The organism is Ruminococcus sp. AF17-22AC (genome assembly GCF_003460065.1).
GTDB lineage: Bacteria > Bacillota > Clostridia > Lachnospirales > Lachnospiraceae > Blautia_A.
This window is the reverse complement of sequence record NZ_QRXT01000001.1, coordinates 334,154-348,257: the sequence shown is the minus strand read 5'-3', so window position 1 is coordinate 348,257 and position 14,104 is coordinate 334,154. Positions and strand designations below refer to the sequence as shown.

The 14,104-nt window shown below is 38.8% G+C and carries 29 protein-coding genes; all 29 read right to left on the bottom strand.

Annotated elements, in window-relative coordinates; translation table 11 throughout:
- Window positions 1-24: 24 nt before the first annotated feature.
- Window positions 25-1,146, bottom strand: coding sequence for a DUF4317 domain-containing protein (locus DWW86_RS01800; RefSeq protein ID WP_117942096.1), 1,122 nt, complete (start codon window positions 1,144-1,146; stop codon window positions 25-27).
- Window positions 1,139-1,345, bottom strand: a complete 207-nt coding sequence (locus DWW86_RS01795; RefSeq protein ID WP_117942095.1) for a MazG nucleotide pyrophosphohydrolase domain-containing protein — start codon at window positions 1,343-1,345, stop codon at window positions 1,139-1,141. Before DWW86_RS01795 ends, DWW86_RS01800 begins: the two co-directional genes overlap by 8 nt.
- A 67-nt stretch (window positions 1,346-1,412) precedes the next feature.
- Window positions 1,413-1,700, bottom strand: a complete 288-nt coding sequence (locus DWW86_RS01790; protein ID WP_117942094.1) for a hypothetical protein — start codon at window positions 1,698-1,700, stop codon at window positions 1,413-1,415.
- Window positions 1,693-1,911 carry a hypothetical protein gene (locus DWW86_RS01785; protein WP_117942093.1) on the bottom strand — a complete coding sequence of 73 codons (219 nt, stop codon included), beginning with the start codon at window positions 1,909-1,911 and terminating at the stop codon, window positions 1,693-1,695. Before DWW86_RS01785 ends, DWW86_RS01790 begins: the two co-directional genes overlap by 8 nt.
- Before the next feature lie 170 nt (window positions 1,912-2,081).
- The gene (locus tag DWW86_RS01780; RefSeq protein WP_117942092.1) at window positions 2,082-2,462 is read right to left on the bottom strand and encodes a hypothetical protein; all 381 of its coding nucleotides are present in this window, start codon (window positions 2,460-2,462) and stop codon (window positions 2,082-2,084) included.
- Entirely contained in the window at window positions 2,437-2,787 is a 351-nt protein-coding gene (locus DWW86_RS01775) for a hypothetical protein (RefSeq protein WP_117942091.1), read from the bottom strand. Before DWW86_RS01775 ends, DWW86_RS01780 begins: the two co-directional genes overlap by 26 nt.
- Before the next feature lie 10 nt (window positions 2,788-2,797).
- Window positions 2,798-2,974: a hypothetical protein gene (locus DWW86_RS17045; protein WP_181985283.1), complete on the bottom strand. Its 177-nt coding sequence runs from the start codon at window positions 2,972-2,974 to the stop codon at window positions 2,798-2,800.
- 3 nt (window positions 2,975-2,977) lie between these two features.
- Window positions 2,978-3,247, bottom strand: coding sequence for a hypothetical protein (locus DWW86_RS01770; protein ID WP_117942090.1), 270 nt, complete (start codon window positions 3,245-3,247; stop codon window positions 2,978-2,980).
- Window positions 3,244-3,429, bottom strand: coding sequence for a hypothetical protein (locus DWW86_RS01765; protein WP_117942089.1), 186 nt, complete (start codon window positions 3,427-3,429; stop codon window positions 3,244-3,246). Before DWW86_RS01765 ends, DWW86_RS01770 begins: the two co-directional genes overlap by 4 nt.
- Window positions 3,426-3,662 (bottom strand): hypothetical protein, encoded by a 237-nt coding sequence (locus tag DWW86_RS01760; protein WP_117942088.1) that lies wholly within the window; start codon window positions 3,660-3,662, stop codon window positions 3,426-3,428. The genes DWW86_RS01765 and DWW86_RS01760 overlap by 4 nt, the downstream gene beginning before the upstream one ends.
- Window positions 3,663-3,977 (bottom strand): hypothetical protein, encoded by a 315-nt coding sequence (locus tag DWW86_RS01755; RefSeq protein WP_117942087.1) that lies wholly within the window; start codon window positions 3,975-3,977, stop codon window positions 3,663-3,665.
- 111 nt (window positions 3,978-4,088) lie between these two features.
- Window positions 4,089-4,262, bottom strand: coding sequence for a hypothetical protein (locus DWW86_RS17040; RefSeq protein WP_181985282.1), 174 nt, complete (start codon window positions 4,260-4,262; stop codon window positions 4,089-4,091).
- Between the two features lie 2 nt (window positions 4,263-4,264).
- Entirely contained in the window at window positions 4,265-4,654 is a 390-nt protein-coding gene (locus DWW86_RS01750) for a DUF551 domain-containing protein (RefSeq protein ID WP_117942086.1), read from the bottom strand.
- On the bottom strand, window positions 4,651-4,944 hold the full coding sequence (locus tag DWW86_RS01745) for a hypothetical protein (protein WP_117942085.1): 294 nt from the start codon (window positions 4,942-4,944) through the stop codon (window positions 4,651-4,653). Before DWW86_RS01745 ends, DWW86_RS01750 begins: the two co-directional genes overlap by 4 nt.
- Window positions 4,941-5,288, bottom strand: a complete 348-nt coding sequence (locus DWW86_RS01740) for a hypothetical protein (RefSeq protein WP_117942084.1) — start codon at window positions 5,286-5,288, stop codon at window positions 4,941-4,943. Before DWW86_RS01740 ends, DWW86_RS01745 begins: the two co-directional genes overlap by 4 nt.
- Before the next feature lie 61 nt (window positions 5,289-5,349).
- Window positions 5,350-5,694, bottom strand: coding sequence for a hypothetical protein (locus DWW86_RS01735; RefSeq protein ID WP_117942083.1), 345 nt, complete (start codon window positions 5,692-5,694; stop codon window positions 5,350-5,352).
- Window positions 5,695-5,808: 114 nt separating this feature from the next.
- Window positions 5,809-6,375: an MBL fold metallo-hydrolase gene (locus tag DWW86_RS01730; RefSeq protein ID WP_117942082.1), complete on the bottom strand. Its 567-nt coding sequence runs from the start codon at window positions 6,373-6,375 to the stop codon at window positions 5,809-5,811.
- A 30-nt stretch (window positions 6,376-6,405) separates the two neighbouring features.
- Window positions 6,406-6,576 carry an MBL fold metallo-hydrolase gene (locus DWW86_RS01725; protein WP_117942081.1) on the bottom strand — a complete coding sequence of 57 codons (171 nt, stop codon included), beginning with the start codon at window positions 6,574-6,576 and terminating at the stop codon, window positions 6,406-6,408.
- A 37-nt stretch (window positions 6,577-6,613) separates the two neighbouring features.
- The gene (locus DWW86_RS01720; protein WP_117942080.1) at window positions 6,614-6,817 is read right to left on the bottom strand and encodes a hypothetical protein; all 204 of its coding nucleotides are present in this window, start codon (window positions 6,815-6,817) and stop codon (window positions 6,614-6,616) included.
- Window positions 6,814-7,044, bottom strand: coding sequence for a hypothetical protein (locus tag DWW86_RS01715; RefSeq protein WP_117942079.1), 231 nt, complete (start codon window positions 7,042-7,044; stop codon window positions 6,814-6,816). Before DWW86_RS01715 ends, DWW86_RS01720 begins: the two co-directional genes overlap by 4 nt.
- Window positions 7,041-7,391 (bottom strand): hypothetical protein, encoded by a 351-nt coding sequence (locus DWW86_RS01710; protein WP_117942078.1) that lies wholly within the window; start codon window positions 7,389-7,391, stop codon window positions 7,041-7,043. Before DWW86_RS01710 ends, DWW86_RS01715 begins: the two co-directional genes overlap by 4 nt.
- A gap of 62 nt (window positions 7,392-7,453) precedes the next feature.
- Complete coding sequence (locus tag DWW86_RS01705) at window positions 7,454-8,056, bottom strand: DUF6273 domain-containing protein (RefSeq protein ID WP_117942077.1); 603 nt, start codon at window positions 8,054-8,056, stop codon at window positions 7,454-7,456.
- A gap of 2 nt (window positions 8,057-8,058) precedes the next feature.
- The gene (locus tag DWW86_RS01700) at window positions 8,059-8,664 is read right to left on the bottom strand and encodes a hypothetical protein (RefSeq protein ID WP_117942076.1); all 606 of its coding nucleotides are present in this window, start codon (window positions 8,662-8,664) and stop codon (window positions 8,059-8,061) included.
- A 1-nt stretch (window position 8,665) separates the two neighbouring features.
- Window positions 8,666-9,769, bottom strand: a complete 1,104-nt coding sequence (locus DWW86_RS01695) for a hypothetical protein (protein ID WP_117942075.1) — start codon at window positions 9,767-9,769, stop codon at window positions 8,666-8,668.
- A 441-nt stretch (window positions 9,770-10,210) separates the two neighbouring features.
- Window positions 10,211-10,807 carry a hypothetical protein gene (locus DWW86_RS01690; protein WP_117942074.1) on the bottom strand — a complete coding sequence of 199 codons (597 nt, stop codon included), beginning with the start codon at window positions 10,805-10,807 and terminating at the stop codon, window positions 10,211-10,213.
- Between the two features lie 282 nt (window positions 10,808-11,089).
- The gene (locus tag DWW86_RS01685) at window positions 11,090-11,329 is read right to left on the bottom strand and encodes a hypothetical protein (protein ID WP_117942073.1); all 240 of its coding nucleotides are present in this window, start codon (window positions 11,327-11,329) and stop codon (window positions 11,090-11,092) included.
- A gap of 1 nt (window position 11,330) precedes the next feature.
- Complete coding sequence (locus DWW86_RS01680; protein WP_117942072.1) at window positions 11,331-13,307, bottom strand: AAA family ATPase; 1,977 nt, start codon at window positions 13,305-13,307, stop codon at window positions 11,331-11,333.
- On the bottom strand, window positions 13,304-13,921 hold the full coding sequence (locus DWW86_RS01675; protein ID WP_117942071.1) for a single-stranded DNA-binding protein: 618 nt from the start codon (window positions 13,919-13,921) through the stop codon (window positions 13,304-13,306). The genes DWW86_RS01680 and DWW86_RS01675 overlap by 4 nt, the downstream gene beginning before the upstream one ends.
- A complete protein-coding gene (locus DWW86_RS16945) occupies window positions 13,914-14,102 on the bottom strand; it encodes a hypothetical protein (protein WP_147338107.1) in 189 nt (62 codons plus the stop codon). Before DWW86_RS16945 ends, DWW86_RS01675 begins: the two co-directional genes overlap by 8 nt.
- Window positions 14,103-14,104: the final 2 nt, after the last annotated feature.

The following is a 14,104-nucleotide window of genomic DNA, read 5'->3' as shown; positions in this document are numbered from 1 at the left end:
CAATTCCTGGTTTTTCAAAAGTGTTTATTTTAATTCAACTTCAATTCCATTGATTTTCACTTCTCCATTTACCGGAATTACAAGAGATGGAATGCCGTTTATTTCTTTCAGTTCAATCAGAGCAATTTTATCTGGCTGGATGCAGATTGTTGCATCTGGTGTTACAATTTTTGCAGTTTTTGAATTATGAATATTGTCAAGAGTAACAGGCTCATTGCTGAAATACATTTCCCAGTTTTCTTTAAAATCCGACAACTTCTCGTCTGGAACTCCGCAATATCCAAAAATCTGTTCCATTTCATCACATGACACGGTTACCATCTCCGGGCTGTCTTTCTTCTGTTCTCTTACTTCCTGCAAAGATTCAACCAGACTTTCCGCGAAATTGAATGTTGTATTTCCTTCGAAATTGTCCATGATAAAATCTGAAAAGACATTGATCTCGTTGCCGGGTATACGGGGAATTGGCGTGCCAAGAACATTTTCAATGAAGTCGGGATGAATATTCTTTATGTTTTTGTTGAAATACAAGGTTCCATGAATATCAGTGCTTCTGTCATTGAATACAGGAAATAAGAATCCTGTTTCTGGTCTTGAGACTACCCAATCACGAATTCTGTCTTTGATGTTATTTTCAGCCACATCATAGCTAAGCCCAGCCTTTGAAAGATTTACTGGACAAATGCTGCAGAGAATGTGGTCGTAGATCTCATCGGATGCATCAAACATTTCCTGACCATCGGAAGATTTACCAGGAATGTCATAAACAGCGTGGATCAGGATTATATAATAATTCTCACCGTAATCATAATTTTCAATGATTTTGTCGTAGAATTCGTCCAAAAGTTCATCATTTTTAAGCTTACTTGCTCTGATCCGCATAAGAAATTCCTGTGTTCCACCCTCTTTTTCCTGTGATAATGGAAAATCAAGGTTTATAAGGTTTTTTCCAAGTCTGCCAGAAATGGTTTTCTTGAAAATGTCAAAATACTTAAACATTTCTTCCTCTGGAAGAGACAGGAATGCTTCTTTAATTTTGGTTTTCTTATTCTTTTCTGCGTCTACATAACAACCACAAATGCGTGTGATTGTGCAATTGGCTGGAGTAAACTGTTTCTTAATTTCTGCGATTTCTTTCTTATTCATTCTTTTCCATCCTTTCTGCTTCTCTCGCTTGTTTCTTCTCAATCCACTTATTAATTTTATCTTCGGAAATCATATACATTTGCTTTAGCATTTCGATGCAGATCAACACATCTGCAATTTCTTCTGTCATATTATCACGGTCGATTTTTCCACGTTTTTCCTTACTGATTGCTTGTATCAGTTCCGCACATTCTTCCATACAGACGGTTGCCTAAATTTCTGCTCCGTAATGGTCAACGCTTCTAGCAATAACGCTTTCGTCAATGTCATTTGTCATCTTCTTCACCCCAATCTAATTTCTGACCACACTTATTGCAGTAAAAATCCGACTTATAAAGTCCCTCTCTATTACAAACCGGACAATCACCTTTTGTCGTATAATATCTGCCTGAAAAGTCAAGGATAGTCTTTATATTTTTAGGCTTCTTTGGAATCTGCTTATGTAATGCATTCATTGCTATTGCAACTGCTTTATCGAGATATGGAGTCGGTCTATCATCATAATGTATTCTAAAATGATCTGTTAATCTTTCAATAGCTTCTCTCTCATCCACAATATTCCTCCTTCACTAATTCAAAACAATCTTCTTTCCATTTTAGAACATTATGAAAATCGAACGAACTATATCCTACGTGGTAATAATCCTCGCCAACTTTCTTATATTTTAATTCAAAATATGGCTTGTCATCTACGATTCTAAAAATCTGTTCTAATTCCGTTACAATTTCCTTTTCGACTTCAACAGGAATACTTGCTTTTTCCATTTTGTTAATCCTCCGCTCCAAACATTTTTCTTAAACTATGCTGATAATTTTTCACTGTTCGTTCAAGAGTGCTATAAGCCGGCCTCAGTGTGCATCTTTCTTTGTACCCGTCACATTTAGTTCCGAATAGAATAGTGTTTCTAGATATACCGTCTTGACTAGCGCAACATTTATTCATTCTTCATCTCCTCCAACTTCTTCTCAGCTTCCTCACGTGTGAGAAATACTATTCTTCCAATATCTTCTAAACGGTAGCAACTTTCTCCCATATCTTCTTTACCTATTGCGTCAAACCTTACAGCACGTTCATTTTTGTAACAGAGAAAATGAATTTCTGAAACAGTCATTGGAATAATCGGTTGCTTGGCTCCGGCATTCACTCTATAAACCGTGTCTCCAATCTTACACGGCAATCTCACAAGCAAGCCCTGTTCTTCTAAATCTTCATAATCGCAAAGCTTTTGCGCCGCTGAAATGTAATCGTGCTGTTTAACCCAGGCATCTGATTCTCCGTCTGGCGTAATATCATATCTTTCCGTTAATCTCTCCATTTACTTCACCTCTTTCAACTTCTCCACCGCCAGATTCGATGCATTTACAAACATCTGCAATCCGCTCAATAAACTCTCTTACTGTCATTTCTTTTGTCCCGAGAAGTTCTGATGCCTCATAGAAAGCAAAGTCTGATCTGACACTTGCCGCATAAGTTATATCATATTCATAAAATTTTAAAATGTCTGGAAAATATTGTGTTTGTAATGGCTCGCAATGGTCTTTTCTATACCAATGAAATTCCTGTTTCTCAGCTTCTTTGAGAAGCATTTCATTTTCTTCTTTTGTTCTAACCAGAACACATGTGTTTCTTAAATCAATCATCTATTTCACCTCACAAAAATATATTCTTTTCTTCGCGCTTTTTCGCGCATTCTTCGCAAATAAAAATTGCTTTCGGATACCTAAAACGGCTATCATTAAGTATCGGATAATCCGGTTCATACGCTGTGATTTTCCATTTGCCACAAACACTACACTTTTTCACAGTTTCGCTTATATTTATTGCCATGCATCATTCTCCTCCTGTAATCTCATCAATACACTGGTTCCAACCAATCTTGTAACTAGGCATCTTCCCATTGCTTTGAAAATACTCTCTTCCGTACACTCCTGTTAATTTCATTTTATCTGGCAATGGCTTCAATGGACACCATTCAGGTCTAATACTCAAATCTGTAATATCTCTATTGTTTACTCTACAGAACGGGTGAGACACTCCACTGCGTAAAACGCATAAAGCACAATATTTTGGCGTATTTATCACTAATACTGATTTACTCATAATTCCTCCTTAAGACAACAATACACTATTGGATAGCCAGTATCACAATCACAATTGTTGTAATCAATGTCTTCCAATGCTTTACTTTTTGCTATTTTCTCAGCTTCTTCTTTTGTATCGGCTTCAATATCGTCATAATCAATTGATAAGCTCATTCCGACACTTACATGCCATTTGCTCATTCAACTCCACCGCCTTTCACGATTTCTACCGCCCTGCTCAGTCCAGCATTGTATCCTTGATGTACATCAGATAAGATACATTCGGATTCGATGAATTTATCTCTTTTCAATTCGTTGATAACCTTGTCCACATCAAAAGCTGTCGGCTGTTCGTCAATAACTGCACCTATTGCAAAATCCATATCCGAATTTCCAAGAGAGTCAATTATTTTGTCTGCATCAATTAAACGCATTTATTCATCCTCCCACACTCCCAATAACCGCATTCTCTCATACAGTACAGCGACGGTCTTGCGTCTGTATCCGTAGAAGTCCTTCGGGTTCATTGGAATGTATTTTTCTTTGCTGATTTTCCTGTAACTTTTCCGGTGTAGGATATTCTCGATAACCATATCCGCTATCACCGTGTTTTTCGGACAAGCTGACAAGGCAGCACCGGAAAGCAGGTATCCGTACTCTACCGGGAAGTCTTTCAGCATCGTATTCAGTTTTTCAATGTCCTCTGCTGGAATACCGTAGTCTTTCAGCTTTTTATTCCTTGTCAGCATGTCGTTCTCCTTTCTATTTGTCTGGGTGGTGCTTGTCGTACATGATTGCTACGCATACAATACCAACCACTCCGACTATGATTCCAAGGGCGAATCCTAATAAAAATGTAATCATGGCTCATCCTCCTCGTGCACCTTGAAAGTAAAATAACAATCAAGCTCCAGATCGCCATCGTAACACATAGTGCATTCAAGCTCTCTGCCCCCTGCTTCTACGCATTTTTGAACCAACGTGTTCAGGGCATCTCCAATTTCTTTGACGTCTTTATTGATATATTCAATCATATTTAATCCTCCTTATATAGTTCTGGAAGTGGCATCCAGGCAATAACTTTATACATCATTGTTCCTCCATATCCATCTGAATATTTATCCCATTCAAGATACCCATATTTCTTTTCATTCCAGTATCCGGCATCACCAAATTTTAAATAATTCGCAATTCCCAAAAATGTATCAGGTGTTCCATAGACTTTTTCAAGTGTTACAAGATATTCTTTTTCATTTTCCGGTAATCTCTCGCTGACCGGAATCCAACCATTTTCTTTCTCGTCATCCATATTTTCGATATAATCCATGATTTTAAGTCCCAACTCGTAAGCTGTTCCCTCGAAAGGTCTTCCATAAGGGTTTATTGTCCTTTTTATGTAATCGTATATTTTATGTTTATCGCTCATGCTTCCACCTCCTCATAAGTTTCTCTGAATATATTTGGTTTACACGGATAAAATTCACCGTGAACGCCGCGGATGATATAATCACCAATATTCGCCAAATGTTCACCCTCTAGTGTCTTAATAACCAATCCGCCCTGAACCTTCCAATGGTCAATATAGAAATTCTTACCTTCTGCCGACATGTACTGATCTACACACTGATAGTCCGTCAGGAAATCGAACATTTCTCGATGATTTGCACCAGTCCACTGCACTGCGTCAATTACAACTGGTTTTTTTCTGTACCTCATACTTCTACCTCCAAATCTTCTGGCATCTGAAAGACCATATTCTTTTTAAAACTTTTTATAAGTTCTTCGAAACCATTGACGCGAATATCGTTTGACTCTACAATTGCTCGATGTCCTGTAAATCCTGTCAAAAAAGTACAAGTAATTTTGTATTCTTCATAGACTTCCTGAATCATATCCAGTACTTTCATGGCTTTTGCTTCCGTTTCGTAATGTCCAAGAATTATATAGTCGCTATCTTCAATACCAGATATACCAAAGCAGATAACTTCGCTATCCATTACATAAAAGGTGATATTGTTAGTGCTTACAAGATACTTTTTGTTCTGACTTCTGATTAACATTTTGTGTCCTCCTTATTTCGTGTGACCGGTAATCCTAGTTCTTTTTGCTTCTCTGCAATTCTTAACGGAATGTACAATTTATGGTATTCTCTTCTACAAATATCACAGTTTCCATAGCAACCCTAACATGTTTTCCTTTGAGATTAATCAAATCCTCGACTCCAACTATGTCCATACTTCGCATGATTGCTTCAAGCCCAGATGCAGAACCTTTAAATTCTCTTGCTCCGAGATAACCCTTTCCAAGTACATATCCGCCGTATACGCATCCCCATCCACCACCGGAAAGAGATAAGTCAAGTGTAAGTACTCCGTGGTCTCTGAAATTCAATGATACACATGTGATTTCGGCATTCATAAGTTTATATCCCTCTGCGGCAAGAGATTTTTCTGACCATTTTTTCATATATCTTCCTCCTCATAATCATTGCAGTAAAGTGAACCGTAATCCCATGCTAACGTACAACAATTACGGAATCTGCATTTGCTACAGTCTGTCATTTCCATGAAATTTCTCCTTTCAGAACGGGCACAAATTCAAATCAACTTCCAGTCCAGCCCGTCCAATCTGAACCAGAACATTACTTCCTGCGACTTCCTGTATTTCTTTCTGTATTTTACGGGAATCTGACGTTTGACCGCTCAAATGTACCAGTGTTACCGTTCGAAGCGATTCTGTGAAATTTTCCTTAATGAATTGCTTACAAGTTGATAAAGAGCAATGCCCTTTTAATCTATGGCTGTAGTTAGCTTCTGTTTTGTCCACCAATTCTTCACAGTAGTTACACTCAATTACCATATGCTCAACTTGCATTCTGTGGAAACTATAGTTGCAATATTCAAAATCGGTCATATACAGAAGCTTTCCCATTTCTTCATGCTGTACCAGATAGCCGTAATTCGGACACGGGATAAGTATTTTTGCCTCTTTATCATATGTCGTATGCGGCAGCTCAAATGGAGTCACGATAAACGAAACAACTCTAAATGGGTATCTTTCTGGAACACCTTTCATCAGTTCACCTGTTTGGATGTTCATGTCCTCAACTGTCTCGTCGTTGGTGTAAATCTGAATGCCTGCATTCATTATTTCCTTGAATGCTTCGGTGTGATCGCCTTAACCGTGTTCATGTGAAAGAAGTACAGCTTCAACATTGCTTATCTGGTAGTCAATCCCTCTAAGGATTTTCTTGTAGTTACATCCGCAGTCAAGGAGAACAATCTCGCCTGTACTTGACTGCAAAGCGTAACAATTTCCTTTAGTACTTCCTGTTGAAATTACTCGCATGAACAAATGGCATCACCTCGCTTTCTGTGCATTGCATTTATGCTTCTAAGATATTTTCAACTTCATCTATGGCTTTCTCTAAATCGGAATAGGCATATGGTATGTCTTTTCCTCTATTTAGACTCTCTAATTCCGCATAACTTACTTTGCACATGCTATCTCGCATTAATTTGAGTTCCCTCAACGTAAGTTCAATGGTTATTACATGTTCCCAGTCCTTCTTGCTGTCTACTCTCTTCATGCTTCATCACTCTTTCTTAGAACCCCATAACTTTCTAAAATATTTCGGCAATCCTTTATCAATGTATATTTTTCTTGAGATTCATATTTTATATTGCCACTTTCAAAAACTGACTCTATTTCAGAATCGTTCGCCACCGCTAAACATACTCTAATGACGTCCAATTCTTTTAAAGTAATATCAATTTTGACGTTTTGGTTTAAGTCTATTTCTTTTATTTCTCTCATACTCCATCCTCCTCCGGGAATCTGAACACGATGTTTGCCGGTTCGAATTTCATATCTGGGCTGTTAACCATTGTTTTGATGATTCCAAAACCTCTTGCAGCCATTTTTATGCATTCTTCGCAATCGTCATCGCTCATTTCAACGTTTTGTGCAAGAAACATTCCTGCATACACTTTGTGCAACGCTTTCATAGCTTTTTTGGCTTTTTCATTTGTCGAATAACGAGCCATGACTGTTCCTTTTTCACCAACTATTGGCACATATACTCTTATGATATTTTCTGTTCTACTTAATGCTGCGATTTCATAAGGAACATCAAATTCTCCGCTTTGACTAATTAATCTCACTTCATTCTCCTTTCAATTTCTAAATCCATACTATGGCATTACCTTTAAATCTTCATTCGCCATCAATTATCATTTCCTGATTCAAAGATTGAAGAAGAAAAGATACAAGCTGGGCGAACACCAAGTTCGTTGCTGCTGCAATTGAGGCGGCTGAAATAGCCCGAAGGGGAAACAACGGTACTTGTTGTACTGTAATCATTTACTGGTGTACTCCATGGCGTAATCAACCACCACCATTTCGGCATGTTCGGCAGTAATTTACGATATTTCCGGTACTCATCCACAGTCAAAAGTGAAATCTTATCTTCGCAATGTCCGTATTCTGTCTGGCCGTCCAAAGAAAGCAAATCTCGATCAAACTCAATAACTGCATCTTCTCCAAACTCGTCCGTAATTTTTTTAAGAAAACGAGTATTTAACTCATTTCTCAGTTTACTCAAAATCCAGTTATTTGAATCTGAATCAAATGTTCTTTCTTTTCCATCAAATCCATTCAAAATGGCAAAATATCCTTTTTCTGTCTTATCAAGAATCAGCCATTCCATACCTGCAAGTTCAATAGCTTTTCCGATTTCCGGCTTACCGATGTGCTTTTTCTTGAATTCCGTGAACTCTTTACTTAATCGGGATAATTCATCTTCAAAATATTTCAGATTTTTCTTCATAATCATTCCTCCGCCTTAGATACAAAGATATTAGATTTTAAGATACAAACTGGGCGAACACCATACCCGTAGTTGCAATTGCCGTTGCCGATAATGCCCGAAGGGGAAACAACGGCAAAGGCTTTCTCACATCCACGTTCTTTCGTTGACCATGGCGATAATGTCCAATACCAATCGTTTAAACATGGATTCGGTGTGATATCTGTATATCTGCGTACTTCATCAAACGTAATCGGTCGAATTTTACAATCAACAGTCCCCAATTTCTGTCCATCCGCAGTGATAATATCTGCTGTGTGTGTTTCGATATTTTCTGCCCCGAATTCTTTTTCGAAGTCTTTCAGAATTTCAGTGTCACACAGTTTCTTTACTTTTGATGTTTTGTAATCTGAGGTATCACCAAATTTTACATTTTCTTTCACCAGATCAAGTGAAATAATTTTCGTTGTATCTCCATACTGTTCCAGAACCTTGTATTTACGCTTTCCAGTGGTCTGAAAAACATCTCCACGTTTCAGTGTTGACAGTAAAACCTTGTCAGTTTCTTCCTGCTTTTCCAGAAGTTCAACCAGTTCCTTGGCTTTCTTTAAAATTTCTTTATTGTTCATATCACATTTCCTCCTGTTTCATAAAATCCGGAATCTCTGGCTCTTTAACTGCTGCCGGGACTGGTTCTTTCTCAGCTGGCTGTACAACTTCTGCGACTGTTGGCTGCTTCGGCTGTTCTTCAATTGCCATTGGTTCTGGGATGAATTCCTCTTTGTTGGCATTCTGTTCGATTTCTTCCTGTACTTCTCTATACGTAGCATCCATTGTGTTATATTCATAAGCCTGCACCGGATTATCCCATTTTTTGGGAATGGACTTCATAATGTTGTTACGCATTTTACGAACAATCATAGATTCTCTCGACTGTGTTTCGTAATAAGACGGTGAAATATACGGTCTTAATTCTTCACAATCAATAATTGCTTCCAGCTCTCCGATTTCAGCAACTTTTTTCATAACTTCTTTTTTCTTTGCTTCAATCTGAGCTTTCTGTGCATCTGTAGCTTTATATCTATCTGCACAGATGCCAAAAGTTTCATTCTGAAGATTATTCTTGATATGTGCTGCAAGATTTTTCAGTACATCTGCTCTTTCACAAGAAAGATATTCAATATGTCCGTCCTTGTACTGAATCGGATATACGACGCGAACTACTTTGCCCACACCGGATTCTTCCCATTCTGGCGGTGTGATTTCCACGCCTCTGTGTCTTGGTGGGATATACTTATCTCCCTCTCTGACTTTCCAATACGGGAACACTTTAGATACATTGACACCATATCTACTCACAAGTGCGTCATTTCCATCTCCCTCAATCGCAAATTCGATTTTCTTCTCCCACTGAGGTTTCTGCCCTTTCGCTGCTACGTTTACGTTTCTGATCTGGAAATAGCATTCTCTCGGCTGTGCATTTGCGTTCAGCTTTAATGCTGCGACTTTACTCAGGATAAATTTAAGATTAGAACCGTTGATTGCTTCAAAACTCACACCGCTCTCATGCACCATCTGGAAAATAGATCCCATTGCCGCTACTACGCAATCTTTTGAGTAGGAATCAAATTCCATTCCTCTTGAAGTCAAATCTCTTTCCATTAAATCGACATAACGATTTGTGTAGTAGGAAAGCTGTGTGTTAAAATTTGCTACCTGTGTGTTTTCTGCCATTTTAATTCTCCTTTTCTTATATTAATCAACTCGTTTTTGTTTGCATTTCTGTTCAGTTCTACACTTCACCAAAACAAATCATAACCGAGCTACGCTCTGCCTATCCTTTGCTCATCTTCTCTACTCTGTGCCTTTGCTATACTTTACTTTTCTATTCCGTGCTTCGCCTATACGTATCTTTGCCCTGCCCTACTTCGCCAATGCTTTACATTTCTTTACATCACATTGCTCTGCTGCGCTTTTCCGCTACCTCACTATGCGAAACCTCTCTTTACTTTGCCAAAACGTATCAACTCTTTTCAATTCCATAACTTTGCCCTTCTGCACCTCTCAGTACCACTCCGATACATTACTTTGCTACGCTTCGCCGAAGCAAATCATTACCCAGCAATTCTGCGCCTTTGCTTTGCCTATCATAACTACATTCAGCCATGCCGTAACTTATTTTGTGATTTCAGTCCATTTGAAACGGCCTTTGCCTGAGTTTCGCCACTGACCAATGCCATTGAATGCACCATAATCAAGCCAGTCGATTACATATTTCATCAGTGAATCATCCAGTACTCTGATTGTGAACTCTACTGTCGAACCTGCCGGAACTGTTTCGCTATCTGCCAACGAAATTCGTTCGCCCTGTGCTGTCTGCGCTCTCAGTGGTCTCTGACAATCAGAAAGTTCTGTACCTTCTGGAAGAATAAAAGGAATTTTGCGTTCGTTTACAAATACCAGTAAGTCAATTTTTTTCTTATAAGCTGCAAGTTTCTTTGCTCCTCCGATATAGGAACCGGCCTGTGCAGCTGACTTAAAGAATCCTCTGATCTGGTAGTCCCAAAGGAACGGATTGCCGTTATCATCTTTCGGAAATACTGTTCGACCTTTTTCAATAACTTCTTCAACTCCTAAAGCTTCAACTTCCTGTTCTCTGGAAGGTGCATCTGGTGCTTTTGATGCAATAAACTTCTCATGAATATCTTTTTCCGCATTTGCTGTTCCCAGAACTTCCTCTAAAAATGTTAATCTGACTTTCATTTCTTTCATCTCGTATTCCTCCGATTTTTATATTTTGCTTAATGCTTTGCTTGTCAAGACCATGCTCCTCCGCTGCAATTCAATTCTACGCTATTCCTTTTCCTTTCCAAACCTTGCGTCGCTTAACCTCGCCTTGGCTTTTCTGTGCGTTTCTACACTTCTCCTTTGCGATTCTCAGCAGTGTGCTTTTATGCCGTGGCATTTCATATCTGTTCTATGCATATCCCTTGCCTCGCTTGTCATTGCTTCGCTTTGCCGTTTCAAAGCTGACTATGCTAATCCTATTGCGTTTTAATCACAATAACTTCTACTACAGAATGGGCACACTGTAATTAACTGCCCTGCTGCACTTTCAACGGAATACCCGTGTGTTTCTTTTCCGTACCGTGTCCGTCCTTCCTCAGAATAGATATTCTGGTGGCAAGACCAACAGATACCATTGCCCGGTGCAAAACGTGGTAATATCTTTGTTTTGCAGTACCAGTCCTGTGCTTTGATTGCTTCTGGAATGTTATATGTAGTTGTCGCCATATTAAATTCCCTCCACTTTTAATTCATCGTCGGAAACTTTAAGTAGAATCATTTGTCTGCCTGTATCTGGTATTCTGTCAGCATTCACACTTTCAACATCATCAACCCAAATCGGCAAATTCAAGCCGTTCAATTCCTGCAAACCAGTCACGAGGTCAATGTTGCAAAGAATCTGATCAGAGTGATTTAATCCATCAAAATATCCGATTCCATCACAAATCATCTTGCAAGTTTCCACCGGCTCACCGTCCTGCGTATAGTCCAAAAATTGAAACTGAAAGTGCTTGAAATGTGGATTGATAGCTTCCGCAAGCTTCTGATTCTTTTTGATGGAAAATTCTTTCAACATGTCAAGTTTCTGCTGAATATCGGAATCTTCCTGACCTAATTTCTTTCTGTCCGTATTTAGTTGTTCGAGCGTTTCTGCCTGTTTCTGAACTCCCTGTTTTGCCATCTCGATTTTTGTTTCGATTCCTGTAAGTTCCTTTTCAGCAGACATTCTTTCTGCCTGAACTGCTGCATTTTCCTCAGAATTATTAGTCAGTCCGTCAAGCTGTTCCTGTTTCTTCTGGATTTCTGCTACAACTGCCTGATACTCTTCGTTTCCAGACATATCTGGCTCTGCCGGAAGCTTCTCTAATTCCTGATTTTTCTGCGCAATCTCAGATGCCAGAGCAGAAATATTTTTCTTTGTCTGTTCAATCTGCGATTCGATGTCTTTGCGCTTTTCCTCAACTTCTTTTCTTCTGGCTACTTCGGAATTGCCTTCTTCTGTAATGTCTTTAAGTTTCTGCTGTTTGTCTGCTTTAAACTGCTCTTTTTTCGCAAGTTCTGCATGGATTCTTTCCTGTTTCTTCTGTTCAAATTCAGTTTTAAGACGTTCAACCTGTTCTTCTGGCAAATGCTGTCCACAGGTCGGGCAAATAGCTGATTCAGGGTCAAATTTTTCGTTCTGTATGGCATTTAAAGCTGTTTCATCAAATGTAGACGCATACGTCTGTTTGTATTTCTCCTGTAAAACCGTAATTCTCTGCTGAATACGTTCCGGTTTTTCGGCAGTAGTAAGGAAATTTTCCAGAACACGGAGATTGTCTTCTTCCTGTTTCTGCTTAAATCGCCTGTCATTTAACAAGGAAACGATTTTTCTCTTTTCTTCCTGTAATGCTTCTGCTGCATTTGAAATAATCGCATATCTGGACTTCTTAAGACCTACAATTTCATAGGAAAGTTCATCGTATGCTTTTCCAGAATCACTCAGCTGTTGTTCTTTCTGCCTCAGCACGATCAAATGATTTAAAACTTGTTCTCTCTTTTCTTCAAGAACTGCTGCGTCTGGTATTCCTTGTTCCTTTAAGGTATCAATCTCAACCTTTTTGACGTCAATTTTCTTCTGGATATCTTTTCTGTCTTTGTTGAGTTTTTTCACAACTTCCTCGACAGAATGATTCTTGATGATTTCCGAAACTTCTGGATTGTCCTGCAATACTTTATCCGCATTGAACCCTGCCATCTTTTCAAGCGTTGCTCTGGCACTTGCTGTTGATTTTCGAAGTTCATTCAGGAATACTCTGGCATTGCTGCACATCATAATGGTTTCTGGGTCTGCAATTCTTTTTAAGAAATCTTTGTATTTTGTCTGGTTGTAATCAAACCCATCAACCTGATATTTTGTGGTGCTGGAAGATTTACCCTTCTTCGTTTCCTTACGGATCACGGTTTCTTCTCCATCAATCAGAAGTGTGAGTTCTCTGGATACGACACCCTCAACTTCTTCTCCGTCTTCTTTTCTTCTGACATTATTCGGAGATGTACCGTCTGCAAGCTTTCCGGTCAGCGCATCAAAATATGCGTCCATCAATGTTGTTTTACCCTGACGGTTCCTGCCGGACACCATTGTTCGTGGTGCAAACTGATACTCCGCAGACTCAAACTTCTTGTAGTTTTCAATATTAATCTGTTTCAATTCTACTGTTTTCATGCTGTTTTATCCTCCAACCAATATGCTGAAACTTCATAAGCCGTTCTTTTTTCAACCTCAGTTTCAACTTTTTTTGTGTATTCTCGGCTCTGTATTCTTCCTTGCAAAAGAATGTTATCTCCAACTTCGCAACCGCTAATATATCTGGCATCTCTTCCCCAGCAAATGCACGGTATGTAGTCAGATATTCCATGTGGGCGGTTTACTGCAAGAAGGATATCTGCGATTTCTCTTCCGTTTGGTGTCTTTCTGTATACTGGCGGTTTACAGATAAATCCGTCCAAAAGAATATTATTGGTGTGATATGTACCTTCCTCTGCAAATTTAATTTCTCTTGCGAAAACAAAGAGAATTAATTTACTGTGTTTGTCATCGTGCTTGTTGTAAGAACGGAACTGTCCGTAAACTTCAACCATTTCTCCGGTATAGTCCTGTGTTACATCAATAAGCCTTTCGGATACCATAACTGGAAGAATATCCTTTGTATCGCTCAGTCGTTTTGCCGATACCTGCATTGTGTAAAACTTTTCTCCATATATTTCATGGCTAAATTCAAACTTGGATTCAATTGTCCCAATCAGTGTTGCCTGATTGTTTTCTAAAAGTTTATTCAACTCCGTTTACCCACCTTTCTATCTGCATTAAAATAGGGAGGGATATCATTGAAGACACCACCGCACTTATGCAGAACAGTTTAAGTACATCCATTTTCGTCATCCACCAGAGTAATAATGCAATCGTGGAAAATGTTCCAACCTGTGCCATTACTCCGATAAAATACATTCTTTTCCTCATAT